Origin of the sequence: Micromonospora sp. MP36, from assembly GCF_008119785.1 — a bacterium.
Classification (GTDB): Bacteria; Actinomycetota; Actinomycetes; order Mycobacteriales; family Micromonosporaceae; genus Micromonospora.
Genome location: NZ_VSFA01000001.1, coordinates 594,138 through 619,637, shown reverse-complemented (window position 1 = coordinate 619,637; position 25,500 = coordinate 594,138). Strand labels below are relative to the sequence as shown.

21 protein-coding genes and 1 pseudogene are annotated in these 25,500 nt (G+C 71.4%); 6 read left to right on the top strand and 16 right to left on the bottom strand.

The annotated features are described in order from the left end of the window. Positions 1–93: 93 nt before the first annotated feature. A complete protein-coding gene (locus FXF52_RS02940; RefSeq protein WP_148793642.1) occupies positions 94–957 on the bottom strand; it encodes a bifunctional methylenetetrahydrofolate dehydrogenase/methenyltetrahydrofolate cyclohydrolase in 864 nt (287 codons plus the stop codon). Positions 958–1,269: 312 nt separating this feature from the next. Between FXF52_RS02940 and FXF52_RS02935 the strand changes: the two are divergent. After that, positions 1,270–1,635, top strand: a pseudogene (locus FXF52_RS02935) (oligopeptide/dipeptide ABC transporter ATP-binding protein); the annotation flags it as partial. Between the two features lie 95 nt (positions 1,636–1,730). On the opposite strand, the gene FXF52_RS41430 reads toward FXF52_RS02935, so the two are convergent. From FXF52_RS41430 to purN, 4 genes are all read right to left on the bottom strand, one after another. Further along, positions 1,731–4,364 (bottom strand): glycosyl hydrolase, encoded by a 2,634-nt coding sequence (locus FXF52_RS41430; protein WP_187413289.1) that lies wholly within the window; start codon positions 4,362–4,364, stop codon positions 1,731–1,733. A 163-nt stretch (positions 4,365–4,527) separates the two neighbouring features. Continuing rightward, positions 4,528–5,001: a hypothetical protein gene (locus tag FXF52_RS02925; protein ID WP_148793641.1), complete on the bottom strand. Its 474-nt coding sequence runs from the start codon at positions 4,999–5,001 to the stop codon at positions 4,528–4,530. 258 nt (positions 5,002–5,259) lie between these two features. After that, a complete protein-coding gene (gene purH / locus FXF52_RS02920) occupies positions 5,260–6,831 on the bottom strand; it encodes a bifunctional phosphoribosylaminoimidazolecarboxamide formyltransferase/IMP cyclohydrolase (RefSeq protein WP_148793640.1) in 1,572 nt (523 codons plus the stop codon). Then, a complete protein-coding gene (gene purN / locus FXF52_RS02915) occupies positions 6,828–7,448 on the bottom strand; it encodes a phosphoribosylglycinamide formyltransferase (protein WP_148793639.1) in 621 nt (206 codons plus the stop codon). The genes purH and purN overlap by 4 nt, the downstream gene beginning before the upstream one ends. A 242-nt stretch (positions 7,449–7,690) precedes the next feature. Here purN and FXF52_RS02910 point away from each other — a divergent pair, with 242 nt between their 5' ends. Then, positions 7,691–8,278, top strand: coding sequence for a DUF4190 domain-containing protein (locus FXF52_RS02910; protein WP_148793638.1), 588 nt, complete (start codon positions 7,691–7,693; stop codon positions 8,276–8,278). 123 nt (positions 8,279–8,401) lie between these two features. Here the strand turns inward: FXF52_RS02910 and FXF52_RS02905 are convergent, their stop codons facing one another. Then, a complete protein-coding gene (locus FXF52_RS02905; protein WP_148793637.1) occupies positions 8,402–9,754 on the bottom strand; it encodes a DUF6350 family protein in 1,353 nt (450 codons plus the stop codon). A gap of 157 nt (positions 9,755–9,911) precedes the next feature. Here FXF52_RS02905 and FXF52_RS02900 point away from each other — a divergent pair, with 157 nt between their 5' ends. After that, on the top strand, positions 9,912–10,181 hold the full coding sequence (locus tag FXF52_RS02900) for a DUF4190 domain-containing protein (RefSeq protein WP_148793636.1): 270 nt from the start codon (positions 9,912–9,914) through the stop codon (positions 10,179–10,181). A gap of 58 nt (positions 10,182–10,239) precedes the next feature. Here the strand turns inward: FXF52_RS02900 and sucD are convergent, their stop codons facing one another. From sucD to FXF52_RS02880, 4 genes are all read right to left on the bottom strand, one after another. Then, a complete protein-coding gene (gene sucD, locus FXF52_RS02895) occupies positions 10,240–11,127 on the bottom strand; it encodes a succinate--CoA ligase subunit alpha (RefSeq protein ID WP_148793635.1) in 888 nt (295 codons plus the stop codon). A 2-nt stretch (positions 11,128–11,129) separates the two neighbouring features. Next, positions 11,130–12,308 carry an ADP-forming succinate--CoA ligase subunit beta gene (gene sucC, locus FXF52_RS02890; protein ID WP_148793634.1) on the bottom strand — a complete coding sequence of 393 codons (1,179 nt, stop codon included), beginning with the start codon at positions 12,306–12,308 and terminating at the stop codon, positions 11,130–11,132. A gap of 181 nt (positions 12,309–12,489) precedes the next feature. Further along, on the bottom strand, positions 12,490–13,386 hold the full coding sequence (locus FXF52_RS02885; RefSeq protein ID WP_148793633.1) for a hypothetical protein: 897 nt from the start codon (positions 13,384–13,386) through the stop codon (positions 12,490–12,492). Between the two features lie 458 nt (positions 13,387–13,844). Continuing rightward, positions 13,845–14,249: a cobalamin B12-binding domain-containing protein gene (locus FXF52_RS02880; RefSeq protein ID WP_148793632.1), complete on the bottom strand. Its 405-nt coding sequence runs from the start codon at positions 14,247–14,249 to the stop codon at positions 13,845–13,847. 476 nt (positions 14,250–14,725) lie between these two features. Between FXF52_RS02880 and FXF52_RS02875 the strand changes: the two genes are divergently transcribed. Both FXF52_RS02875 and FXF52_RS02870 read left to right on the top strand, forming a co-directional pair. After that, positions 14,726–15,439 (top strand): M23 family metallopeptidase, encoded by a 714-nt coding sequence (locus tag FXF52_RS02875; RefSeq protein WP_148793631.1) that lies wholly within the window; start codon positions 14,726–14,728, stop codon positions 15,437–15,439. A 252-nt stretch (positions 15,440–15,691) separates the two neighbouring features. Next, positions 15,692–16,483, top strand: coding sequence for a M23 family metallopeptidase (locus FXF52_RS02870; RefSeq protein WP_148793630.1), 792 nt, complete (start codon positions 15,692–15,694; stop codon positions 16,481–16,483). Positions 16,484–16,538: 55 nt separating this feature from the next. On the opposite strand, the gene pcrA is transcribed toward FXF52_RS02870, so the two are convergent. Continuing rightward, on the bottom strand, positions 16,539–18,941 hold the full coding sequence (gene pcrA / locus FXF52_RS02865) for a DNA helicase PcrA (RefSeq protein ID WP_148793629.1): 2,403 nt from the start codon (positions 18,939–18,941) through the stop codon (positions 16,539–16,541). Between the two features lie 300 nt (positions 18,942–19,241). Between pcrA and FXF52_RS02860 the strand changes: the two genes are divergently transcribed. After that, positions 19,242–19,595 carry a chorismate mutase gene (locus FXF52_RS02860; protein ID WP_148793628.1) on the top strand — a complete coding sequence of 118 codons (354 nt, stop codon included), beginning with the start codon at positions 19,242–19,244 and terminating at the stop codon, positions 19,593–19,595. A 65-nt stretch (positions 19,596–19,660) separates the two neighbouring features. On the opposite strand, the gene FXF52_RS02855 is transcribed toward FXF52_RS02860, so the two are convergent. The 5 genes from FXF52_RS02855 to FXF52_RS02835 form a co-directional block, all read right to left on the bottom strand. Next, positions 19,661–20,677 (bottom strand): ABC transporter ATP-binding protein, encoded by a 1,017-nt coding sequence (locus tag FXF52_RS02855; protein ID WP_148793627.1) that lies wholly within the window; start codon positions 20,675–20,677, stop codon positions 19,661–19,663. Further along, complete coding sequence (locus FXF52_RS02850) at positions 20,670–21,698, bottom strand: ABC transporter ATP-binding protein (RefSeq protein WP_148793721.1); 1,029 nt, start codon at positions 21,696–21,698, stop codon at positions 20,670–20,672. Before FXF52_RS02850 ends, FXF52_RS02855 begins: the two co-directional genes overlap by 8 nt. A gap of 26 nt (positions 21,699–21,724) precedes the next feature. Further along, on the bottom strand, positions 21,725–22,699 hold the full coding sequence (locus FXF52_RS02845; protein WP_148793626.1) for an ABC transporter permease: 975 nt from the start codon (positions 22,697–22,699) through the stop codon (positions 21,725–21,727). Then, complete coding sequence (locus FXF52_RS02840) at positions 22,692–23,618, bottom strand: ABC transporter permease (protein ID WP_148793625.1); 927 nt, start codon at positions 23,616–23,618, stop codon at positions 22,692–22,694. The genes FXF52_RS02845 and FXF52_RS02840 overlap by 8 nt, the downstream gene beginning before the upstream one ends. 147 nt (positions 23,619–23,765) lie before the next feature. Further along, positions 23,766–25,406 (bottom strand): ABC transporter substrate-binding protein, encoded by a 1,641-nt coding sequence (locus FXF52_RS02835; protein ID WP_148793624.1) that lies wholly within the window; start codon positions 25,404–25,406, stop codon positions 23,766–23,768. Positions 25,407–25,500 lie beyond the last annotated feature (94 nt).

Sequence of the window (25,500 nt, the reverse complement as noted above, 5' to 3'; positions counted from 1 at the left end):
CCACTCCCCTGATACCAGTCGGTTTTCCGGACCGTATCAGCCATCCTGTCACCGATCCGGCCAGGGGCGGACGGTTATGACGTGCTTGGGTGCTCAGGCGCCACCCTCGGCCCGTTCCACCACGTTGGTCAGCAGCATGGCTCGGGTCATCGGGCCGACGCCGCCCGGCATCGGGACCAGCTTGCCGGCGACCTCGGCCACCTCCGGGTCCACGTCGCCGGTGTAGCGCCCCTTGCCGTCCGAGCCGATCACCCGGGTGATGCCGACGTCGACGACGGTCGCGCCCGGCGTGATCATGTCGGTGGTGAGCAGGCCCGGCACGCCGGCCGCGACGATGACGATGTCGGCGGCCCGGGTCTGCTCGGCCAGGTCGAGGGTGCCGGTGTGGCAGAGGGTCACCGTGGCGTTCTCGCTGCGCCGGGTGAGCAGCAGGCCGAGCGGGCGGCCGACCGTGTTGCCCCGGCCGATAAGCGCCACCTTGGCGCCGCGCAGCGCGACGTCGTGCCGGCGGAGCAGTTCGACGATGCCGCGCGGGGTGCAGGGCAGCGGGGCGTCGTAGCCGAGCACCAGCCGGCCCAGGTTGATCGGGTGCAGGCCGTCGGCGTCCTTCTCGGGGTCGATCAGCTCCAGCGCCCGCTGCGTGTCCAGATGGGCCGGCAGCGGCAACTGGACGATGTAGCCGTGGCAGGCCGGGTCCGCGTTCAGCTCGGCGAGCACGGCGTCGAGCTGCCCCTGGGTGGCGTCGGCGGGCAGTTCCCGGCGGATCGACGCGATGCCGACCTCGGCGCAGTCGCGGTGCTTGCCGTTGACGTACGCCTGGGAGCCCGGATCGGTGCCGACCAGGACGGTGCCGAGCCCCGGGATGACCCCTCGATCCGCCAGCGCCTTTACCCGTGTCCGCAACTCGTCCTTGATCTCCGCCGCGGTCGCCTTGCCGTCCAGGATGATCGCCGTCACGTCTGGATCGTCTCACGTCGCACGCCCGGCCGGCCCGCGACGGTCAACGGGCCTCGGGCATCTGGACCTCGCTACCCAAAGTCATGGTCTGTGGGTTTCGCCACACGCGGAGGCGGACAGGCAGTGCGCGACCAGGGCGGAGCGGGACAGCCGGCAGACAAGCGCCCGAGAGCGCCCAGAGGTCGATTCCGGGGCCTGCCGGCCGCCTCACCGGTCGCTCTGACCGGCTCATTTCATCACCCTTCCCAGGGGCGGGCGGAAGCGACCGCCACCCGCTCCCGGCACCGCTCGCCGCACCGTCGGTGCCGAAGCATCTTCATCGCGCACGACCTGTCGGTGGTCCGGCACATCTCCGACCGGGTCGCGGTGATGTACCTGGGCAAGATCGTGGAGACCGGCACCGAGCAGGAAATCTACGAGCGGGCCACCCACCCGTACGCCCAGGCGCTGTTGTCGGCGGTGCCGGTGCCGGACCCGGAGGCTCGGAAGACCCGGAACATCATCCGGCTCGCCGGCGACGTGCCGAGTCCGGCCGACCCGCCGTCCGGCTGCCGGTTCCGTACCCGGTGCTGGAAGGCGCAGGACATCTGCGCCACCCGGGAGCCGCACGCGGTGCTCCGCGCCGCGGACCCGCACCCCTCGGCCTGCCACTTCGCCGAGCTACGCCCCGCCGCCTGACGCGGCAGGCCCCGCCCCCCGAGGAAGAGGGGCGGGGCCTGCGCTGTCGTGGCCGGCGGGCCGACCGGCCCCCAGAACCGGTCGGCCCGCCGGGGTCAGAGCTGGGCCAGGTTGAACGCCCAGATACCGCGGCCGTGGGTCGCGACGTAGACCGAGTTGTCGATCGCGTTGTACTCGACGTCCATGCCCACGGTCAGCGGCAGGCCGGAGCCGAGCCGCTGCCAGTTGGTGGCGCCGGGTGCGCGGTAGAAGGTGGCCAGGTCGGTGGCCAGCACCAGGGCGCCGTTGGACAGCTCCTTGAGCGAGCTGGCCGGCACGTCCGGCAGGTTCGCCGAGACGTCCTTCCAGGTCACGCCCGCGTCGCTGGTCTCGTAGACGTGGCCGTAGCCGGCGCCCGGTCCCTCGGTGAACCGGCGGGAGAACCCGTTGATCGCGAGGAAGGCGTGCGCGGCGTTCGCCGGGTCGATCCCGACGCCCTGCACGAACCGGTTCGGGAAGTCACCCGGCAGGGTGAGCTGGTGCCAGCTCGACGGGTCGTCGACCCGGCCGACCGCGACGCCCCGGGCGAACCCGGCGTTGTTGCACGGCCCGCACCAGCCGACGTATGCCATGCCGCCGGAGACGGCGACCGAGGTGGCGGTGTGGCCCGCGCCCAGGTCGAAGACGTTCGTCCAGCCCTTGCCGTTCTGGATGGCGTAGCCCTTGGTGTTCACCCAGACGTGCTGGCCGCCGGCCACCCAGACGTTCGCGTCGTGGTCGTCCGGCGCGAACGGCGCGATGAACCTGGCCAGTTCGTCGCCCGGCCGCGAGGTGTACGGCTGGATGTCCCGCGAGGTGGAGTCCGCCTGGGTGCCCGAGCCGGTGTTGGCGTTGCAGTTCTCGGTCACTCGCATGGCCAGGTTGGTGTACTCCTGGACCTGCCGGCAGCCGTTCGCCGGGTCGGCCTGCGAGTCGCCGCCGTCACCGCCGAAGTGCGACCCCATCACGGTGTCGCCGGGGCGCAGGATCGAGGTGCCGTTGTCCTGCAGACCACCGGAGACGATGGTGCCGGCCTTCGCCGGGTCCTTGCCCAGCGCCACCGAGTAGTACTGGAGCGCGTCGATGGTGCCGTCGTTCAGGCTCTGCCAGTCGGTCGCGTGCCCGTCCTTGTCGGTCTTGCCGTTGATCGGTCGGCGGTACACACCACCGTCGTTGCCGACGTAGACGAACCCGTTGCCGACCGCCACCGAGTGCTGGTCGGAGTGGGTGGTCTTGTTGCACTTGTTCTGCGCGTCGTAGATGCTCCAGCAGGAGAAGTTGAAGTTCCAGTACGGACCGACGGTCTTCCAGGTGGCCCCGGCGTCGGTCGACTCGTAGACCTCCTCCAGGCCTGCCCACAGGTGGTTCGGGTTGGCTGGGTCGACCGCGAGGAACTGGTTGTACCAGGCCTGGATGCCCGGGCCGTAGCCCTTGCCCATCACCGTCTGCTTCAGCGCCGAGCCGGAGTTGCCCAGCTTCGACGAGTCGGCGATCTTGTTCCACGGGCCGGCCGGGTTGCCGGTGTTGGAGACGTAGATGCCGTCCAGGTAGCTGTTCACGTTGCCGGTCGGTTTGTTGAGCAGCCGCGGCGACTGGTTGATCGCGTACAGCTTGCCGCCGTCGGCGGAGAAGGCGAACGTCACGTAGCCGATGTCGTCGGCCGGCATCGCGCCGGTCGGGTTGACCTTCGTCCAGCCGCCGGCGGTGTAGTCGGCGGTCTCGTAGAAGCCGTTGTAGGTGTCGCCGGAGCGCCAGGCCGAGGCGACCACCACGTGCCTCGGGTTACGCGGGTCCTGGGCCACGTCGTTGACGATGTTCTTGTACGCGGCGTTCGCGTCACCCGCGTTCGCCCCGCCGGGCAGGTAGCTCGGGTTCGGGGTGAACTCCAGCTTCCAGGCGCCGGAGGTGCTGCTCATCGCGTGCGAGAACAGGCCCCGGTTGGTGGCGACCCAGACCTTGCCGTCGAAGAACCGCAGCTTGTTGATGACCGTGCTCTCCAGCTCGGTCCCGCCGACCCGGTCGGTCGCCTTGAACGTGCCGGACTTCGGGTTGGCCAGCCGATAGACGCCGGCGCCGACGTACGAGGTGCCGCCGGTGTTCGCCTCGCCCGTGGCGTACCAGAGCGAACCGTCCCCGGCGAGCACGATGTCGCCGCTGGACAGCGTGGGCAGCGCGTCCGTGATCGGCGTCCAGCTCCCGCCGCCGGTCGAGGAGCGCCACACGCCGCCGTCCGCGCCGGCCGCGTACACGTAACCACCGTTGTCCGCGGCCAGGCCCGTGATCCGGCCGGTGACCAGGCCGGCACCCCCAGAGGAGTTGGACGCGTAGTCGCGGTAGCGCGGGTCGTCGCCGTCGTACTTGATGTTGGTGACCTCGCGCCAGCTGCCCTTGGTGGTGGGCAGCGCGTTGAGCTGGCTCAACGCGTTCGAGTACGCGCCCGGCGCGACGATGCCCGGGGCGTAGCGGGCCTGGGCGAACTGCTCGGCGATGGTGCGGGCCTCGAAGGCCTCCTCGCCGGCTTCCTCGGACGACTCGCCGGCCGCCATCTCCATGAACTCCCTGGGGTGCCAGGGCATGTTGGCGCCGGGCTCGTCCGCCAGGCCGAGCTTCTCCTGTACCTCGTGGTTGGTGGCGACGACGCCACCGAGCGCGGCGGCCAGCACCACGGCGCCCGCGATGGTCGCCGGCTTGCGCCAGCGGGATGTGGACATGTGAATCCTCCGGGATTCAGGGGATTCCGGGCTGGTTGGCCCGGGGTGGAAACCATGGCGACGGTTGGCAGCCATGGCGGTTAAGAGTTGGATGGTCCAAATTGGACCCGCTCCAAAGGTCGCGGCGACGGGCGGCTCACCCGTGGCGGCGGCGCGGGGAGGGTCAGGCGACGGTCGGCGGGGCCCGGGTGGGCAGGGTGCCGCGCGGCGGCAGCGGCACGGCCGGCTGCCGGTAGCGGGTCGGGGCGGCGGCCGGGTCGGGCGTGCCTCCGACGCGTACCAGCGCGGCCGGGAGGAGATCGTCCGGTCCGTCGTTCGAAACGACGCCGGCGCGGTGGTCACCACGGTTCCCGTCAGGAAGGGCCGTCCACACGTCCGACGGAGCGTCGAGGTGCGCCAGGCGCGCCACGACGGCTCGGGGGTCGCCGGAGGGCGGGGCCGGACGGTCCGACGTGGTGACGTCAACGGGCCGTCCGTGCGGTGGAAGCGCGGACGGCGCGTCGTGGACGATCGACCGGTGCGCGGCGGTGACCACCGCGCCGGGCTCAGGGGTCTCCCCGCGGCCGGGCACACCCAGTCCGGCCAGGACGAACGCCAACGCGACGACGACGGCGGTCAACCGGTCGAACACGCGCATGGGTAAACCTGCCGGGACGAGGGGACGCCGCCCGGGAGAGCGGCACGGTGGCCGCCGGCGGCGCAGTTGGCGAGGAGAGCGGTAAGGGTCGATCGCTTGCTGCGGGACAACGCTAGCAACAACTTTCCCAGCCGGGCAACGGGAGGGCGCTCGTACTTTCGGCTGGTCAGCGCTCGACTCGTGACATCGCTCCGGTCAGGAGTGCCAACGAATGAAACAGGGGCGCGGCCGGTCGGCCGCGCCCCTGTCGCTGTGCCCTCAGTGGAAGAAGTGGCGGGTGCCGGTCAGGTACATGGTCACCCCGGCCTCCTTGCAGGCGGCGATCGTCTCCTCGTCGCGGATCGACCCGCCGGGCTGGACGATCGCCCGGACGCCGGCCTCGATGAGGATCTTCGGGCCGTCGGCGAAGGGGAAGAAGGCGTCCGAGGCGCAGACCGCACCACGAGCCCGGTCGGCGCCGGCCCGGCGGACCGCGAGCTGCGCCGAGTCGACCCGGTTCACCTGGCCCATCCCGACGCCGACGGTGGCGCCGTCCTTGGCCAGCAGGATCGCGTTGCTCTTCACCGCGCGGACCGCCCGCCAGGCGAACACCAGGTCGCGCAGGGTCGCCTCGTCGGCCGCCTCGCCGGTGGCCAGCCGCCAGTTGGCCGGGTCGTCGCCCTCGGCGTCGATCCGGTCCCGCAACTGCACCAGCACCCCGCCGGTGACCTGCCGCCACTCGGCGGGCAGCGGGTTGAACTCGGGGGCGCGCAGCAACCGGATGTTCTTCTTCCCCTGGAGGATCGCCACGGCGCCGGGCGCGAACCCGGGCGCCACCAGGACCTCGGTGAAGATGTCCGCCACCTGCCGGGCCAGCTCGACCGAGACCTCGCCGTTCACCGCGATCACCCCGCCGTACGCGGAGACCGGGTCGCAGGCGTGCGCCTTGCGGTGCGCCTCGGCCACGTCCGCGCCGACCGCGATGCCGCACGGGTTGGCGTGCTTGATGATCGCCACCGCCGGCTGACCCGGGAAGTCGTTCGCCGCCCGCCAGGCGGCGTCGGCGTCGACGTAGTTGTTGTACGACATCTCCTTGCCGTGCAACTGCTCCGCCTGCGCCAGCCCGGCCGGGCTCGCCGGGTCGGCGTAGAGGGCGGCCGCCTGGTGCGGGTTCTCGCCGTACCGCAGCACCGCCTGCCGCCGCAGCGCCAGGCCGGCGAACTCGGGCCAACCGTCGGCGGCCGGGGCCAGGGTGGCCGCGAACCACTCGGCGACGGCCACGTCGTAGTCGGCGATGTCGGCGAAGGCCCGGGCAGCGAGCGCCCGGCGCTGGGCCAGCGTGAAGCCGCCCTCGGCGAGCGCGGCCAGCAGGGCCGGGTACGCCGCCGGGTCGGTCACCACGGCGACCGAGGCGTGGTTCTTGGCGGCGGCCCGCACCATCGCCGGCCCGCCGATGTCGATCTGCTCGACGCACTCGTCCTGGTCGGCTCCGGAGGCGACCGTGGCCTGGAACGGATAGAGGTTGGAGACCAGCAGGTCGATGCCGGCGATGCCGTGCTCGTCGAGCTGGGCGACGTGCGCGTCCTTACGCAGGTCGGCGAGGAGGCCGCCGTGGATCTTCGGGTGCAGGGTCTTCACCCGGCCGTCGAGGATCTCCGGGAAACCGGTCACCTGCTCGACCGGGGTCACCGGTACGCCCGCGCCGGCGATCGTCGATGCGGTGCTGCCGGTCGAGACGATCTCCACGCCGGCCTCGTGCAGGGCCCGGGCCAGCTCGACCAGGCCGGTCTTGTCGTAGACGCTGACCAGGGCCCGCCGGATCGGGCGGCGGGCCTCCTCAGTGGTGCTCACGGAACACTGACCTTTCTGCCGGTGATCGTCCAACCTTCACGGACCAGCCGACCGACCTGCTCGACGAGCTGGCGCCGCTCGGCCTCCTTGATGCGCTCGGTGAGCGTCTCCTCGTCGTCGTCGTCCCGCACCGGCACGGCGACCTGGGCGACGATCGGCCCGGTGTCCATCCCGGCATCGACGAAGAACAGCGTGGCCCCGGTGAGCTTCACCCCGTAGGCGAGGGCGTCCCGAGGGCCGTGGATGCCGGGGAACGCCGGCAGCAGGGTGTTGTGGGTGTTGAGGTAGCGGTCGCCGAACGCGGCCAGGAACTGCGGGCCGACCAGCTTGAGGAAACCGGCGCTGATCACCAGGTCGGGCCGGTGCTCGGCGACCCGGGCGGTGAGCGCGGCGTCCCAGTCGGCCCGGGTCGGGTGGTCCTTCAGCCGCTCCACGAAGGTCGGCACCCCGGCCGCGACGGCCCGGTCCAGGCCGGCGATCCCGTCCCGGTCGGCGCCCACGGCGACCACCCGGGCGCCGTATCCGGGGTCGGCCGTGGCGTCCAGCAGCGCCTGGAGGTTGCTGCCGGAGCCGGAGACGAGGACGACGAGGCGGGCGACGGACGCGGGCTCGGTCACCCGGCCACCCTATCGGGCAGGTCGGGCCGTCCAACGTGCGGGCGGCGACGTCGCGGGTGATCTCCGGGTGGCGCGGGCACGATACGCTGCCGTCGCCCGGTGCCTGGCGTACGCCCGGCCCGGCGTCGGCATCGTGACCTTGGTTCCGGGCCCGTCCGCCGCGGGGCCCCGGTGCTGGGCGGAATGATGAGCGGCAGCAACGGACCATGGACCGTCGACCCCAGTTTGAGGAGCACCCCGCAATGCAGCCCGGTTACCCCGGTCAGGACCCGCACGGCCAGCAGCCCAACCAGGACCCGACCTCCCCGCAGTACCAGGACCCGTACGCCCAGCCGCCCGCGGCGCCCTACGGGCAGCAGCCCGCCTCCGGCCAGCCGCACGACCCGTACGCCCAGCCGCAGGCGCCGCAGTACGGGCAGCAGCCCACCTCGGGCCAGCCGTACGGCCAGCCGACCTCGGGGCAGCCCTACGGGCAGCAGCAGCCGTACCAGGACCCGTACGCGCAGCAGCAGCCGTACGGCGCCGCGCCGGCGTACCCGGCCGCGGGCTACCCCCAGCCGAAGGCGCAGAGCAACACCCTCGGCCTGATCAGCATGATCACCGGTATCGCCTCGATCGTGCTCGCCCTCTGCTGCACGCCGCTGGGCATCGCCTCCGGCATCGCCGGCGTGGTGCTCGGCATCATGGGCCAGAAGAAGGTCCAGCAGGGTGAGGCGACCAACGCCGGCCAGGCCAAGGCGGGCCTGATCTGCGGCGGCATCGGCATCGTCCTCTGCATCATCAGCGCCATCGCCGGCGCCGCCATCAACCTGAGCAACCTCAACTCCTGACCGGAGCGGAAAGGGGGCGTCCGGCACCGCCCGGGCGCCCCCTTTCCATGCCCGCCCCCACCCCACCGGGTGAGCAAGAGGTTTGCGCCGGGATCTCGTCGTCTCCCGACGCGAACTCCTTGATCAGCGCGGCGGGGCGGGTGGACGAGGAGTGGCCGCGGGGCGGGAGGAGGCGGCGGGGCGGCTGGGGGTCTGCGCGCGGGCCAGCGTCTTGGTGGCGGCGGCGCCGAGCAGGGTGCCGGCGGCGACCACCAGGGTCGCCACCCCGGCCACCTGCCACCAGACCGGGCCGATCTCGACCAGCCGGCCGCCGCCGAGCGGGCCGCCGGAGAGCGCGGCGGCCAGGCCGAGCAGCGCCCCGGCAACCGGGCCGGCGAGCGCCGCCGGGACGAGCAGCGCGGGCCAGCCGAGCGTCGCCCGCTCGTCGGCGGCGATCCGCAGCAGCCGCCGGGCCAGCAGCCAGCCGGCCGCCATACCGGCCAGCACCGGCACCGCGAGCAGCCCCGCGCCGGCCCCGTCCATCGGGCCGCGCGGCAGCCCGGCCAGCAGCGGTACGGCCGGCAGCGCGCCGAGCGAGACCTCCCTGACCTGGACGGCGGTGCCCGTGCCGACGGCGAACCCGGGCCCGAGCAGGTAACTGGCCGACCAGACGGTGGCGTTCGGCGCGTACGCGAGGCTGACCAGGGTGATCCCGGCCTGACCGGCCACCCCGGTCCGGTAGGCGCCGATCATGTCGGCCGCGTCGCCGCCCCCGGTCGCCACCGAGAGGCCGGCCGCCCCGGCACCCGCCCCGAGCAGCAGCAGCCCGGCGACCAGCCCGGTCCGCACCCCGTCCCGCAGCGACGGCGGCGAGCGCCGGGCCAGCAGCACCGACACGGCGGTGGTACGCGCCGCGCCGACCAGGGCGCAGGCCGTACCGAAGATCGCGAAGGTCACCCCGGCCCGGACCGGGGACACCCGCGGGCCGCCGGCGCCGACCGCGATCGCGGCGACGGCGCCGAGCAGCGCGTACCCGATCCCGACGGCGACCGCGGCGGTGAGCGCCTGCCGGGGCGAGCGGCCACCACGCGCGCCGATGGCCCGGCTGACGTGCACGCCGGCCCTGGTGAGCCGCCAGACGGCGAGCGCGGTGAGGGCGAGCGGCGCCAGGCCGAGCGGCCCGGCGGAGGTCTCCAGCGGCACCCCGTGGCCGAGCAGCCAGCCGGCGGCGCCGGCGCGCAACGCGCCGGGCAGCGACCCGGCGTCCGCGCTGAGCTGGGCCAGGCCGAGCACCAGGGTGACCGGCAGCCAGGACGTCACGGCGGCCCAGCCGGCCGCCACCCCGGCGGCGACGGGCAGCGGGGCCCGACCGCGCGACGGCTTCCCGGAGCGGGGCGCGGGCACCCGGGGCGCCGGTCCGGCGCGGCCGGTCGGCCGGGCGCCGTCGGCGACACCGGCGGCGGGGCGGCGGGGCTGGTCAGGGGTGACGGGTGGCATCGGGCTCTACTCTGGCATGTCACGCGGGCGGCGGCAGTCCGATACCGCTCCGGCAGCGCGGCGAGTTCCCTGATCCACCGGTCCGACCGCGGTGATCCGGTTAGCCTCGGCCCAGGACGCGACCGCTCGTCGCGGCCCGGCCCGCTCGGAGGAAGCCGTGAACGCTCCATATCCGCCGCCGCCACCGCCGCCGGCCACCGGCCGGGACCGGACCACTCTCTGGGGCGTCCTGGGGATCGTCCTCGGCCTGCTCTGCTGCGGCATCCTGGGCATCGTCCTCGGCTACCTGTCGATCCGGGACGCGCGGCGCTTCGGGCGGTCCCAGCTGCTCGGCTGGCTGGCCATCGCGCTGGGCGTCATCAACCTCATCGCCAGCGCGATCGTCCGGGCGCGGGGCGCCTACTACCACCCCTACTGGTACCGCTGAGACGGCGAGGGGGCCGACCGGACCCGGTCGACCCCCTCGGCCGTGATGACAGGACCGCTCAGCGGCCGGACATGATCTCCCGCATCAGCTTGGCGGTCTCGGTCGGCGTCTTGCCGACCTTCACGCCGACCGCCTCCAGCGCCGCCTTCTTCGCGTCGGCGGTGCCCGCCGAGCCGGAGATGATGGCGCCGGCGTGGCCCATGGTCTTGCCGGGCGGGGCGGTGAAGCCGGCGATGTAGCCGACCACCGGCTTGGTCACGTTGGCCTTGATGAACTCGGCCGCCCGCTCCTCGGCGTCGCCGCCGATCTCACCGATCATCACGATGGCGTCGGTCTCCGGGTCCGCCTCGAACGCGGCCAGCGCGTCGATGTGCGTGGTGCCGATGATCGGGTCGCCACCGATGCCGACGCAGGTCGAGAAGCCGATGTCGCGCAGCTCGTACATCATCTGGTAGGTCAGCGTGCCGCTCTTGCTGACCAGGCCGATCCGGCCGCTGCCGGTGATGTCGGCCGGGATGATGCCGGCGTTGGAGGCGCCCGGCGAGGCGATGCCCGGGCAGTTCGGGCCGATGATCCGGGTCCGCTCGCCCTTCGCCACGTTGTACGCCCAGAACGCGGCGGTGTCGTGCACCGGCACGCCCTCGGTGATCACCACGGCCAGGTCGATGCCGGCGTCGATCGCCTCGATGACCGCGGCCTTGGTGAACTGCGGCGGCACGAAGATGACCGTGACGTCCGCCCCGGTCTCCTTCATGGCGTCGGCGACGGTCGCGAAGACCGGCAGCGCGGTGCCGTCGAAGTCGACGGTCTGGCCCGCCTTGCGCGGGTTGGTGCCGCCGACCACGTTGGTGCCGGCGGCGAGCATCCGCCGGGTGTGCTTGGAACCCTCGGAACCGGTCATCCCCTGCACGATGACCTTGGAGTCCTTGGTCAGCCAGATAGCCATGATCAGACCCCCGCAGCTGCCAGCTCGGCGGCCCGGTCGGCCGCGCCATCCATGGTGTCGACCCGCTCGATCAGCGGGTTGTTCGCGCCGTCGAGGATCGCCCGGCCGGCCTCGGCGTTGTTGCCGTCGAGGCGGACGACGAGCGGCTTGGTGACCTGCTCGCCCCGCTGCTCGAGCAGCGACAGCGCCTGCACGATGCCGTTGGCGACCGCGTCGCAGGCGGTGATGCCGCCGAAGACGTTGACGAAGACGCTCTTGACCGAGGGGTCGGAGAGCACGATCTCCAGGCCGTTCGCCATCACCGCGGCGCTCGCGCCGCCGCCGATGTCGAGGAAGTTGGCCGGCTTGACGCCGCCGTGCCGCTCGCCCGCGTACGCAACGACGTCGAGGGTGGACATGACCAGGCCCGCGCCGTTGCCGATGATGCCGACCTCGCCGTCGAGCTTGACGTAGTTGAGGTCCTTCTCCTTGGCGGCCTGCTCCAGCGGGTCCACCGACGCCTGGTCGACCAGCGCCTCGTGGTCCGGGTGCCGGAACGCGGCGTTCTCGTCCAGGCTGACCTTGGCGTCCAGCAGCAGCAGCTTGCCGTCCTTGGTCGTGGCCAGCGGGTTCACCTCGACCAGCGTGGCGTCCTCGGCGACGAACGCCTGCCACAGCTTCACCGCGACCTCGACGACCTGGTCGGCCACCTCGGCCGGGAAGCCCGCGGCGGACACGATCTCGCGCGCCTTCGCCTCGTCCACGCCGGTGTTGGCGTCGATGGGGGCCTTGACCACCTTCTCCGGGGTCTCCGCGGCGACCTGCTCGATGTCCATGCCGCCGGCGACGCTGGCGATGCAGAGGAAGGTGCGGTTCGCCCGGTCGAGCAGGTAGGAGAAGTAGTACTCCTCGGCCACGTCCGCGGTCACGGTGATCATGACCTTGTGGACCGTGTGACCCTTGATGTCCATCCCGAGGATGTCGGTGGCCCGGGCCACCGTCTCCTCCGGGCCCTCGGCCAGCTTCACACCGCCGGCCTTGCCGCGGCCGCCGACCTTCACCTGCGCCTTGACGACCACCCGGCCGCCGAGGCGTTCGGCGATCGCGCGGGCCTCCTCCGGGGTAGTGGCGACGCCGCCGGCGAGCACGGGCAAGCCGTGCCGCTCGAACAGGTCCCGCCCCTGGTACTCGTACAGGTCCACGATTGCGCGTCCCGTCCCGTCTCCGCGGCGCGCCCTCGCGCCGCCACCAGCGTTGGAAAATCAGTTTGACGCCTGTCATCAGAAGAGACAGGCCATTTGCCGCAGCCTAACGAGATGGGAACCAGGGGCAACCGAGCGGGTGCGTGGTGTGCGGTAATGCACAGCCGCCGGGCGCCTCGGGTCAGCCCACCCGGCAGCGGCCGGCCGCGTACCCGATCACCGCCCGCATGATCTCCTCCTCGGAGCGGTCGGCGTACCGGACGGTGGCGGTGAAGCCGGTGCCGAAGAACGCCTGCTGCATCCCGGAGTCCAGCGCGGTGAACGCCCCCAGGCCGGTCCCGGCGCGCGGGTCGCGCGGCTTCACGCAGAGCATCTTCTCCAGCGCCCAGCGCCGCAGGTAGATCCGGTCGATCGCCTCCCAGGGCAGCCAGATCGCCTGCCCCCGGGTCGGCCGAGTCTTGATCCACAGCCCGGCAGGACCCACCGCGAGCAACGGACCGCCGGAGGAGACGAGCCAGAGCTGCAGGCCCAGCGGCAGCGCGGCGAACAACAGGAACACCGGGATGACGAACAGCAGTACGGGGCCGCCGTCGCCGGACGCCGCGATGCCGATCGGGCAGGCCAGTACCAGACCGATGAAGAGCATCAGGCCCCCGAAGAGCAGCGCCCGCCGGCCCAGGCTCGGCCGAGCCACGAACGGCAGGTCCTCCGGGATCCGTTTCGCCGTCCGCGTCGGCGGCGGCGGCCACTGCCCCGGCCCGAACCCACCCGGGTACGCCGGCCCGGCGGGGTGCCCCGGCCCGCCCGGGTACGCGTGCTGCGGCGGCCCGGACCAGGCCGCGCCGGACTGCTGCCCCGGCGCGCCGGGGTGAGGTGGCGTGGACCAGCCCGGAGCCGGGTACGTGTGCTGCGGCGGCCCGGACCAGCCCGGCGTCGGCGGCTGGTGCGGCGGCGCGGGCCAGCCGGGAACGGCCTGGTGCGGCGCGGGCCAGCCGGGACCCGGGGGTGTGGGCGCGCCTGGCCCGGCGGGCGGCCATTCGCCACCGGCGTCACGCTGCGGGTACGGCGGCTGGGTCACGGCGGGCTCCCGGCGGGATCGTCGACCGCGGAACACGGTACGGGGAGCCACACGATACGACTCCCGGCGGGACGGCTCGGAGAGCCGGGCTCCTCGGGTGCCGCCCCAGGGCACCGGACCGGCGCGACGTCAGATGATTGAGCGCGGGTCAGCCGTCCGGGGGATTTGCGGATGGGGCGTAACCGCCCGGTGGGGGCGTCGTTGAGTCTGATGTCGGAGCGCTGGTACAGCGCGACGACGGGAGCGGCCGATGCCCTGTCGGTCGAGGGGTGGCGGCGGGGCATCGCGCATAGAGGGGCCGGACGTGTGAGGGGTGCGTCCGGCCCCTCCCCCTGTCCGGGTTCCGGTCCCGGTCGCTCCAGGTCGGCGACACCCCGGGTATCCCGCCGCTCCGGCACTCCGGCGTGGCTCAGCGGTCCGACCCGGTCGGGACGCGACCGTGCCGGACCGGACGCCGGTCAGGCGACCGGCTGGGCGACGTTCTGTCGGACCCAGTCGACGATGGACTGCGTGGTGGCGCCCGGGGTGAAGATCTTCGCGACGCCGAGCCGCTCCAGCTCGGGGATGTCGGCGTCCGGGATGATGCCGCCACCGAAGACCACGATGTCGGCCGCGTCCCGCTCGGCGAGCAACTCCAGGACCCGCTTGAAGAGCGTCATGTGCGCCCCGGAGAGCACGGAGAGGCCGACCGCGTCCGCGTCCTCCTGGATCGCGGTCTCCACGATCTGCTCCGGGGTCTGGTGCAGGCCGGTGTAGATGACCTCCATGCCGGCGTCCCGCAGGGCACGCGCGACGACCTTCGCGCCCCGGTCGTGGCCGTCCAGGCCGGGCTTCGCGACGACGACCCGGATACGAGAGCTCATCAGCGCACACCTTTCACCGGCTACGGCACTGTCACCTGAACGAACGGTAACCCGCCCGGCCGGCTGCCGGAAACCCGGGCCGGCGCCCTTGGGGCCTGTCTCATACGGGCCCTTCCCGGCCGACCGCGCGCGACGGCGCGGCACCCGGCCGGCGGCCACCCGGAGCGCCGGGGCCATTACCGTGCGGCGCCGTACGCGGAAAGCCGGACGCCTCCGCCGAACGGTCACTGTGCGCGACGAACGGACGGTTACCGGGCCACCCGACCGGCGGCACGAGACATGACAAGAGCGGATGTAAAGGGACAGAAAGAAACACCATTTCGGCGCTTTGGCTTGTGACCAGAGTGGCGGTTGGCTAACGTGTCCACGGTTGTCATCAGGTCCACGGACGGGTGACGACGCGGCCACCGGACGTTCGACGGAGCTTCACCGAACGGCTCGAGGTCGCATCGGATCCCCGACAACGGAGGGTGTGCGTGCGCCAGCGCCTGTCGTCTGAGCCCGATAGATATCGCGGTCGACGCCGCGTACCCACCCCCCCGCGGAGCCGCTACGCCGCGGTCGTGACCACCGCCTTCGTGGGAGCCGGCATCGTCGCCCTCGGCGCGAACGCCCTCCCCGACGCCAAGAGCGTCAGCCCTTCGGTCCTCGACGAGCTCAAGCAGGCGTCGGTCACCAGCCAGGACGCGGCGAGCCGGGCCGACAGCGCCGACCGCGCGACCCGCGACAACCGCGCCCAGAGCAAGGCCTCCACCGAGCAGGACGCCTGGCTGCTGCCCCTGCACGGCTACGACTTCAACTCGCCCTACGGCATGCGCTGGGGCAAGCTGCACACCGGCATCGACCTGGTCGCCCCGGAGGGCACCCCGTACGTCGCCATCCACGGCGGCACGGTCACCAAGGCAGGCTGGTTCGGCGGCTACGGCTACGCGGTGATCGTCCAGCACTCGGACGGCAGCGAGGCCATCTACGGCCAGTCCTCGGCGATCAGCGTCAAGGAGGGCCAGCAGGTCAAGGCCGGCGACCAGCTCGGCCTGGTGGGCAGCACCGGCCACGCCTACGGCTCCCACCTGCACCTGGAGATCCATGTCAACGGGCAGCCGCTGGACCCGGTGCCGTGGCTCAAGGACCGCGGAGTGGACATCCAGCTGCAAATCGAGGCAATCTACAGCGAGGTAGCCGCGTCCTGACGCTGCGTACCGCCCGCTCGCCGCCCGGATCGCTCGATCCGGGCGGTTTTTCGTTGGCGCAAAGTTGGCTGGGTCACAGCGGGAAGTGTGAGCAGCGCCACGACCGCACATGATCCTTTTTTCGAATAAATCAGACTGGAATGGGGTGAACCCGGACACGACCGATCACCGGTCCGGCCCGTCCTCCCGGACCCGGTACCCACCACGACCGGAGCCGACACCAGTATTTCGAGGTCACGTGCCCCTCGACTGATGAAGGTCCCCGTGCAGGAAGACAGCTCCATCCAGAACGAGAACACCCCCGACGCCCCCGGCCGGCACCGGCGGCGCGCCAGCACGGGCCGGCGGGCCACCTACCTCGTCCTCGGCGCCGTCGCCCTGGTCGCCCTCGGCCTCGGCGGCGTCTCCGTGGCCACCGCCGACCGCGGCACCCCGGCCCCGGCCGCCGTCGACTTCGACGCCCGGGCCCGCGCCGAGGACGCCGCCCGGGCCGACCGGTCCGTCCGTGAGTCGATCGCCCCGGTCACCCCGTCGGCAACCCCGGTCAGCCCGTCACCGAGCCCGACCGCGGCCAGCCCCACGCCGACGAGGACCGCCACCGCCAAGCCGAAGCCGCAGCCGAAGAAGACCGTCAAGCCGAAGCCCAGCTGGGTGATCCCGATGAAGGGCGCCACGATCACCTCCTGCTACGGGCCGCGCTGGGGCACCCTGCACGCCGGCATCGACTTCGCCATGCCCGCCGGCACCCCGATCCACGCCGCCGCGGCCGGAACCGTCGTCAAGGCCGGCGACGCCGGCGACGGGTACGGCAACTCGGTCTTCATCGACCACCACAACGGCTACCTAACCCACTACGCGCACCAGAGCCGGCTGATCGTCAGCGTCGGCGACAAGGTGAGCGCCGGCCAGGTCATCGGCTACGAGGGCGCCACCGGCGACGCGACCGGCCCGCACCTGCACTTCGAGGTGCATCAGGGGCAGATGTGGAACCAGATCGACCCGGCGCCGTTCCTGCGCGCCCGGGGCATCAACGTGGCCTGCTGACGGCCACGGCACGAGGAGAGACCCGGTCCGGCACCCGCCGGGCCGGGTCTCGCCGTCAGAGCTTGTCGATCGGGGCGTGCCGGAGCACCAGCCACATGGTCTGGTCACCGAAGTCGATCTGCGCCCGGGCGCCCGGGCCGTGCCCCTCCACGGCCAGCACCCGGCCCAGCCCGTAGCGCTGGTGGTTGACCCGGTCCCCCACCGACACCTTCGGCACCTGCCGCAGCTCGCTGGCGGTGGACAGCCGGCTGCCGTCCACCCCGAGCCGCTTGGCGAGCTGGGTCGCCTTCGGCGTACCCCCGGTGAAGCCGCCACGCCCGCCGGGCGCGCGGTCCGCGCGGCCGCCGACGCCACCGCCCCCGCCGGCCCAGGAGGTGTACGAGGCCTCGACGCGCTCCCAGCGGACCAGCTCCGGCGGCAACTCCTCAAGGAAGCGCGACGCCGGGTTGTACGCCGGCGCGCCCCAGGCCGAGCGGGTGACCGCCCGGGACAGGTAGAGCCGCTGCCGGGCCCGGGTGATGCCCACGTACGCCAGCCGCCGCTCCTCCTCCAGCTCGCGGTTGTCCCCCAGCGAGCGCAGGTGCGGGAAGACGCCGTCCTCCAGGCCGGTCAGGAAGACCACCGGGAACTCCAGGCCCTTCGCCGTGTGCAGCGTCATCAGGGTGACCACGCCCTGGTGCTCGGGGTCATCGGCGGGGACCTGGTCGGCGTCGGCGACCAGCGCCACCTGCTCCAGGAAGCCGGCCACGGTGGCCCGCTCGCCCTCCTCGCCCAGCGCCTCGATCCGTTCGGTGTACTCCCGGGCGACGCTCACCAGCTCCTGGAGGTTGTCCACCCGGCCGGCGTCCTGCGGGTCCAGGCTCTCCTCCAGCTCGGTGAGGTAGCCCGAGCGGGTCAGCAGAGCCTCCAGCACATCCTCCGGGGTGCCCGTCTCGGCCAGCTCGCGGGCGGAGTCGAGGAGTGCGACGAACTCCGCGATCCCGTTGGCGGCCCGGGTGGAGATTCCGGGCGCGTCCTTGGCCCGGCGCAGGGCCGCGCCGAAGGAGATCCGGTCCCGGCTGGCCAGCGCCTCCACGCACGCCTCGGCCCGCTCGCCGATGCCCCGGCGCGGGGTGTTGAGGATCCGGCGCAGGCTGACCGTGTCGTCGTCGTTGACCACCGCGCGCAGGTAGGCCAGCGCGTCGCGGACCTCCTTGCGCTCGTAGAACCGCACCCCGCCGACCACCTTGTAGGGCAGGCCGACCCGGATGAACACCTCCTCGAAGACCCGGGACATGGCGTTGGTGCGGTAGAAGACGGCCACATCGCCGGGGCGGGTGTCGCCCTGGTCGACCAGGCGATCGATCTCCCGGGCCACCCAGTCCGCCTCGGCGTGCTCGGTATCGGCCACGTACCCGACGATCCGCTCGCCGGCCCCGGCGTCGCTCCACAGCCGCTTGGGCTTGCGGGAGGTGTTCCGGTCGATCACCGCGTTGGCGGCGTTGAGGATGGTCTGGGTGGAGCGGTAGTTCTGCTCCAGCAGGATCGTCCGGGCGTCGGTGAAGTCGCGCTCGAACTCCAGGATGTTGCGGATGGTCGCGCCCCGGAACGCGTAGATCGACTGATCGGCGTCACCCACCACGCACAGCTCGGCCGGCGGGATCCCCTCGGTGCCGGAGACCAGCTCCTTGATCAGCACGTACTGGGCATGGTTGGTGTCCTGGTACTCGTCCACCAGCACGTGCCGGAACCGGCGCCGGTAGCTCTCCGCGACGTGCGGATGCGACTGGAGCAGGTGCACCGTCGTCATGATCAGGTCGTCGAAGTCCAGCGCGTGCGCCTCGCGCAGCCGCCGCTGGTAGAGCGTGTAAGCCTCGGCCAGTGCCCGTTCGTTGGGCCCCTTGGCCCGGGCGGCGAACGCCTCCGGGTCGACCAGCTCGTTCTTCAGGTTGGAGACCTGGGCGGCCAGGCCGCGTGCCGGGTAGCGCTTCGGGTCCAGGTCCAGCTCACGGGCGACGAGTTGCATCAGCCGGCGGGAGTCGTCCGCGTCGTAGATCGAGAAGGTGGACTTGAGCCCGGCGTGCTCGTGCTCGGCGCGCAGGATCCGGACGCAGGCCGAGTGGAAGGTCGACACCCACATCAACCGGGCGCGCGGACCGACCAGGGCGGCCACCCGGTCCTTCATCTCACCGGCGGCCTTGTTGGTGAAGGTGATCGCGATGATCTCGCCCGGGTGCACGTCCCGCGCGGCCAGCAGGTAGGCGATCCGGTTGGTCAGCACCCGGGTCTTGCCGGAGCCGGCACCGGCCACGATCAGCAGCGGGGAACCGGCGTGGGTGACCGCGTCCCGCTGGGGACCGTTCAACCCGTCGAGGAGAGCCTGCGGATCCGGCCGGGGGGCCGCCCCGGGCCGGCGCGACGGGGTCGGCCGGGACTCCGGCGCGGGCGGGGACGCGGGGATGTCGAAGAGAGGATGCATCGCACGGCGAGTCTATGCCGACGGGCGGACACTTCCCGCCCATGCCGGCCCGGACGAGACGAAGCCGTCACCGCCGTGCCCCGTCCCACCTGTTGGCCGGTTTCCTTGCGCGACGCGCCCGCCGGTCGGCATACTCGACGACGTGTTCGGTCAGCGCTTCTACTTTTACTACGGCACCGGGAGTCCGGCAGCCGTAGGTCGCGCCTGATCACAGACCTGCGAAAGCCCCGGGCTCCTGGAGCCCGGGGCATTTTCGTCCCGGGATCCGGGCACCGGGCCCGAGACCCGGAAGGTACGACGATGATGACTGACGTGGTGGAGTCCAGCGGCAGCCTGGCACGGAACGAGCGGCCCGATGGCGCCGACCCGACCGGGGCCGCGGCGGCGCGGACCGGCACCGGCGACTCGGCGGCCGCCGAGCGGATCGTGGCCATCCGCGAGCGGATCGACGAGATCGACCGCACGATCATCGCCCTCTGGCAGGAGCGGGCCGCGCTGTCCCAGGAGGTCGGAGCCACCCGGATGGCCTCCGGCGGCACCCGCCTGGTGCTGTCCCGGGAGCGGGAGATCCTGGAGCGGTTCCGGCAGGCGCTCGGGGCCGACGGCACCCAGCTCGCGCTGCTGCTGCTCCGCGCCGGTCGTGGCCCGCTGTGAGGGGCCCCGACATGACGAACCGCCTGCCGGCGTCGAGCTGACGCCAGCAGGCGGTTCGTGGTCGGTCAGGCCGCCTCGTGGGTGGGGACGATCTCCCGCCGCTCCGCGAAGTGGCAGGCGCTCGGGTGGTCCGAGCCCGGCCGGATCTGGAGCAGCGGCACCTCCTGAGCGCAGACGTCCTGCGCCTTCCAGCACCGGGTGCGGAACCGGCAGCCCGAGGGCGGGCTCACCGGGGAGGGGACGTCACCGGTGAGCCGGATGATCGCCTTGTTGTCCCGCAGCGTCGGGTCCGGCACCGGCACCGCCGAGAGCAGCGCCTGGGTGTACGGGTGGGTCGGCCGCTCGTAGATCTCGTCCTCGGTGCCGATCTCCACCATCTTGCCCAGGTACATCACGGCGACCCGGTCGGAGAGGTGACGCACGACCGACAGGTCGTGGGCGATGAAGACGTACGACAGACCGAACTCGGCCTGGAGCTTCTCCAGCAGGTTCATCACCTGCGCCTGGATCGACACGTCCAGGGCCGACACCGGCTCGTCGCAGACGATGACCTCGGGCCGCAGGGCGAGCGCCCGGGCGATGCCGATGCGCTGCCGCTGGCCGCCGGAGAACTGGTGCGGGTACCGGTTGATGTGCTCCGGGTTCAGACCGACCAGGTCGAGCAGCTCCTTGACCTTGCTCCGGCGGCTGCCGCGCGGGGCCACCTCGGGGTGGATCTCGAACGGCTCGCCGATCAGGTCACCGACCGTCATCCGCGGGTTCAGCGAGGTGTACGGGTCCTGCATCACCAGCTGGATCTGCCGGCGCAGGCGCCGCAGGGCCGAGCCGGAGAGCCGGGAGATGTCCTGCCCCTTGTAGAGCACGTGACCGCTGGTCGGCCGCTCCAGGTTCATCAGGACCCGGGCGAGCGTCGACTTGCCGCAGCCGGACTCGCCCACCACGCCCAGCGTCTCGCCGGCCTTCAACTCGAAGGAGACGCCGTCGACCGCCTTGACGTGCCCAATGGTCTTCTTGAACACGACACCCCGGGTCACGGGGTAGTGCTTGACCAGGTCACGAACCTCGATGATGTTCTCAGTCACGGTTCACGAGCTCCTCGGCGAAGTGGCACGCGCTGGCCCGGCCGCTGCGGATCTGCAGCAGCGGGGGCAGCTTCTCCCGGCACACCGGCTGCGCCATGGGGCAGCGCGGGTTGAACGGGCAGCCCGACGGGATGTTCATCAGGTTCGGCGGGAGGCCCTTGATGGTGCGGAGCTCCTGCCCCTTCTCGTCCAGCCGCGGGATCGAGTTCAGCAGGCCGAGCGTGTACGGGTGCGCCGGCTTGGCGTACAGGTCGTACACGTCGGCTTCCTCGACGATCCGGCCGGCGTACATCACCGCGATCCGGTCCGCGACGTCGGCGACCACGCCGAGGTCGTGGGTGATCAGGATCATGCCCATCTGCCGCTCCCGCTGGAGCTCGCCGAGCAGGTCCATGATCTGGGCCTGCACGGTCACGTCCAGCGCGGTGGTCGGCTCGTCGGCGATCAGCACCTCCGGGTCCAGCGCCAGCGACATCGCGATCATGGCGCGCTGCCGCATACCGCCGGAGAACTGGTGCGGGTAGTTGCTGAACCGACCCTTGGCGTTCGGGATCTTCACCTGGTCGAGCATCTCGATCGCGCGCTTCTTGGCGTCCGAGCGGCTCATGCCGCGCCGGATGCGGAACTGCTCGGCGATCTGGAAGCCGACGGTGAAAACCGGGTTGAGGGCGGAGAGCGAATCCTGGAAGATCATCGCAATGCCCTCGCCGCGGATGCGGCGCCGCTGCTCGGCGGACATCTTGAGCATGTCCTTGCCGTGGAAGCGGACCTGGCCACCGGTGACGAAGCCGGGCGGAGTGTCGAGGATGCCCATGATCGTCTGCGCGGTGACGCTCTTGCCGGAGCCGGACTCGCCGAGCACGGCGAGGGTCTCCCCCGCGTCGACGTGGTACGTCACCCCGTTGATGACCTTGGCGACGCCGTCCCGGGTGCGGAACTCGACCCGCAGGTCGTCAACCTCGAGCAAGCGGCCGGAGGGGCGGCCGGATCCGTCGGCGCCCGGCGCGGACTGCTCGGACACGAGAATGTCGGACAACTGAGTCTCCCCTATCGGAGCTTCGGGTCGAGGGCCTCGCGGACCGCCTCGCCGAGCATCACGAAGCTCAGCACTGCGGTGACGAGGAACGCGGCGGGGAAGAAGAGCAGGAAGGGCGAGACCCGGATGTAGTTCTGCGCCTCACTGATCATGATGCCCCAGGACACGACCGGGCTCTTCAGACCGATGCCCAGGAAGGACAGCGTAGCCTCGGCGCCGATGAAGCTGCCAACCATGATGGTCCCGTAGACCAGCAGCGGCGCGAGGCAGTTCGGCAGCAGGTGCTTGAGGATGATCCGGCCGGTGCCGGCGCCCAACGCCCGGGCCGCGACGATGTAGTCGGCCTCCTTGGTGGCCAGCACCGAGGAGCGCATCAGCCGCATCACGACCGGCCAGCTCAGCACGCTCAGCGACAGGATGACCAGGCCCATGATCGTCCACTCGCCGTTGTCCGTGCCCGAGCCGTTGAAGGTGGTCAGGATGACGATCGAGCCGAGCACGAACGGCAGGCCGAAGAAGATGTCCGCGATCCGGGAGAGCAGCGCGTCCACCCAGCCGCCGCGGTAGCCGGCGATGATGCCCATCGTGCCGCCGATCAGCAGCGTGCAGATCACCGAGAGCAGCGCCACCACGATCGAGGCGCGGGCACCGTAGATCACCCGGGAGTAGACATCCCGGCCCTGCACGTCGTAGCCGAACCAGGCGTGGGCCGACGGCTCCACCCGGCTGCGGGACAGCGCGCCGTTGACCGCGTCGCCGGAGGTGAACAGCGACGGGAAGGCCGCCATCAGCACGAACAGCACGATGAACGCGGCAGAGATCCAGAACAGCGGCTTGCGGCGCAGGTCGCGCCACGCGTCGCCGAGCAGGCCGCGCGGCTTCTCCTGCTTCTGCGCCGGCAGGCCGGCGTTGGCCGGAGCGCCGATCTCGGTCGGCTGCTCGGGGCGGGGGGTGCTGACAAGCGATGCGGCGCTCGGGTCACTCATAGCGAATCCTCGGGTCCAGGGCGGCGTAGAGCAGGTCCACCAGCAGGTTCATCACCAGATACACGACCACCAGCACCACCACGATGCCGACAACGGTAGCGCTCTCCTTGGTGACGATGGCGCGCAGCACCTGGCGGCCGATGCCGTTGATGCCGAAGATGCCCTCGGTGATGATGGCGCCACCCATCAGGGCGCCGAGATCGGTGCCGAGCAGGGTGACGACGGGGATGAGCGAGTTACGCAGCAGGTGCACGCCCACCACCCGGCGCATGGGCAGGCCCTTGGCGATGGCGGTACGGACGTAGTCCGCGCGGCGGTTCTCCGCGATGCTGGTGCGCGCCACCCGGGCGATGTACGCCGACGAGGCGCTGCCCAGCACGAAGCCCGGCAGGATCAACTCGGTGATCCGCATCTCGCTGGAGACGGTAGGCGTGATGATGCCCCACTTGACGCCGAAGAACCACTGGAGCACGAAGCCGATGACGAAGACCGGCAGGGCGATCAGGAAGAGGCTGGAGACCAGGACCAGGTTGTCCAGGAAGCCGTTGCGCCGGAGACCGGTCAGCACGCCCGCGCCGAGACCGATGACGGCCTCGATGACCAGCGCGACCACCGCCAGCTTCAGGGTGTTGGGGTACGACGTGGTGATGATGTCGCTGATCGGCCGATTACCGAAGGTAATGCCGAAGTCACCCTGGAACAGGTTCTTCATGTAGCTGGCGTACTGCACCCAGATCGAGTCGTCGAGGTGGTACTTCGCGGTCATGACCGCGCGGTAGTTCTCCGGGCAACCCCGGTCACCGCACTTGCCGGCGAACGGGTCGCCGGGCACCGACCAGACGAGCCAATAGATCAGGAATGTCGTGCCGATGAACACCGGCACGAGTTGCAGCAGCCGTCTCAAGAGATAACGGCCCATGGGGTGGTCCTCCAGACAAGGGGCGCGTCGGATCAGCCGACACGGGTGGCGACAACGTGCGAGGGGTTTGTTGTACACCCCCTCGCGGAACGGCCCCGGGTCGGGCTCACCGGTAGGCGAGCCCGACCCGGGGTCAGACCGTTCGGATCAGAGCTCGACCGAGGTGATGTCGAGCTCGCCGACGTTGGTCAGCTCGATCTTCTTGATCTTCTCCGAGTGGCCGGACTGCTCACCACTGAAGTAGATCGGCATGGACGGAACGTCCTGGTCGATCAGCTTGACAGCCTCAGCGAACTTCTTGTGCGCCTCCTCCAGGCTGGGGGCCGCGGAGGCCTCCTTGGCGAGGGCGTCGACCTGCGGGTTGCTGTACAGGCCGTCGTTCGAGGAGCCACCGGTCACGTAGAGCGGGTTGATCCAGTTCTCCACGTCCGGGTAGTCCTGCTGCCAGCCGGCCCGGTAGGCGCCGGTCATCTTGTGGGCGTTGATGTTGGCCCGGAAGACCGCGAAGGTCGGCACGCCCACGGCGACGGCGTCGATGCCCAGGTTGGTCTTGATCTGCTGGGCGACCGCCTCCATCCACTCCTTGTGGCTGGCGTCGGCGTTGTACGACAGGGTCAGCTTGCCCTGGAAGCCACCGGCCTCCTGGAGGAGCTGCTTGGCCTGGGTCGGGTCGAACTTGCAGGCGGTGCAGTTGCCCGGCTCGGCGCCCGGGGTCAGCGGGTTGGCCCAGCTGTCGGCCGGCTTGCGGTTACCAAAGAAGATCTTGTCGGTGACCTCCTGCCGGTTGATCGACAGCGAGATCGCCTTGCGCAGCTTCGGGTTCTGGAAGCGCTTGTCGTAGATCGGGAAGGCGATGATGCCGGACGACGGGATCGTCGTCTGGATCGCCCGCTCGCCCAGGTCGGTCTTCCACTTGTCGCCAGCCAGCGACGAGACCGGAACCTGCTGCATGAAGTCCAGGTTGCCGGCGAGCAGGTCGTTGTACGCCGCCGTGTCGTCCTGGTAGATCTTGACGGTGACGTCCTTGATCTTCATCTTGTCGCGCAGGGTGTAGTCGTCGAAGCGGGTCAGCTTGACCTCGACGTCGTCCTGCCACGAGACGAACTTCACCGGGCCGTTACCGACCGGCTTCTTGCCGAACTCTTCCGGCTTCTGGGTGAAGAAGACGTCCGGCAGCGGCATGAAGGCGCTGTAGCCCAGCTTGGTCGGGAACACCGCGGTCGGCGCGGAGAGGGTGACCTCGAAGTTCCAGTCGTCGACGACCTTGAGGCCGGACATCTCCTTGACCGACGGGGTCGGGGCCTTCTTCGGGCCGTCGCCGTCCGGGTCAGCCGGGTTCAGGTCGGAGTAGCCCTGGATGTCGGCGAAGAAGCTGGCGTTCTGCGCGCCGTTCGGGGCGTACGCCGCCCAGTTCCAGGCCTTGACGAAGTTCTCGGCCTTGACGGTGGTGCCGTCGTGGAACTTGGTGTTCTGCTTGATCTTGATCTTGAAGACCTTGGAGTCGCTCGTGTCGATCGACTCGGCAAGGGCGTTCTGCGGGGCGCCACCGTTGTTCGGGTACTCCACCAGACCGGTCCACAGCCAGTCGATGATCTTGCCGCCGCCGGTCTCGGTGGTGTTCGCCGGAACCAGGGGGTTCTCCGGCTGGGTGCCGTCGATGACGATGGCGCCGTCCTTGCTGGCGCTGGCGTCGCCACCGTCGTTGTTCCCGCTCGAGCAGCCGGACGCGACGAGCGCGAACGCCGCGCCCACCGCGAGCGCGCCGCTCGCCCGCTTCGAGACTCTCATTCCGAGGGGCCTCCTCTTTCTAACCTGGTTCCGTCGTGAGTTTCACGCACGTCTGGGGGGTGACACCAACCGCCAGCCCGAACCACAGGCCGCC

Excerpts from the sequence above, each read along its gene's own strand:
- FXF52_RS41430 (WP_187413289.1), bottom strand. The coding sequence starts at position 4,364 with ATGTCCACATCCCGCTGGCGCAAGCCGGCGACCATCGCGGGCGCCGTG.
- FXF52_RS02925 (WP_148793641.1), bottom strand. The coding sequence starts at position 5,001 with ATGCGCGTGTTCGACCGGTTGACCGCCGTCGTCGTCGCGTTGGCGTTC.
- FXF52_RS02910 (WP_148793638.1), top strand. The coding sequence starts at position 7,691 with ATGCAGCCCGGTTACCCCGGTCAGGACCCGCACGGCCAGCAGCCCAAC.
- FXF52_RS02905 (WP_148793637.1), bottom strand. The coding sequence starts at position 9,754 with ATGCCACCCGTCACCCCTGACCAGCCCCGCCGCCCCGCCGCCGGTGTC.
- sucD (WP_148793635.1), bottom strand. The coding sequence starts at position 11,127 with ATGGCTATCTGGCTGACCAAGGACTCCAAGGTCATCGTGCAGGGGATG.
- FXF52_RS02880 (WP_148793632.1), bottom strand. The coding sequence starts at position 14,249 with ATGAGCTCTCGTATCCGGGTCGTCGTCGCGAAGCCCGGCCTGGACGGC.
- FXF52_RS02870 (WP_148793630.1), top strand. The coding sequence starts at position 15,692 with ATGAAGGTCCCCGTGCAGGAAGACAGCTCCATCCAGAACGAGAACACC.
- pcrA (WP_148793629.1), bottom strand. The coding sequence starts at position 18,941 with ATGCATCCTCTCTTCGACATCCCCGCGTCCCCGCCCGCGCCGGAGTCC.
- FXF52_RS02860 (WP_148793628.1), top strand. The coding sequence starts at position 19,242 with ATGATGACTGACGTGGTGGAGTCCAGCGGCAGCCTGGCACGGAACGAG.
- FXF52_RS02845 (WP_148793626.1), bottom strand. The coding sequence starts at position 22,699 with ATGAGTGACCCGAGCGCCGCATCGCTTGTCAGCACCCCCCGCCCCGAG.
- FXF52_RS02840 (WP_148793625.1), bottom strand. The coding sequence starts at position 23,618 with ATGGGCCGTTATCTCTTGAGACGGCTGCTGCAACTCGTGCCGGTGTTC.
- FXF52_RS02835 (WP_148793624.1), bottom strand. The coding sequence starts at position 25,406 with ATGAGAGTCTCGAAGCGGGCGAGCGGCGCGCTCGCGGTGGGCGCGGCG.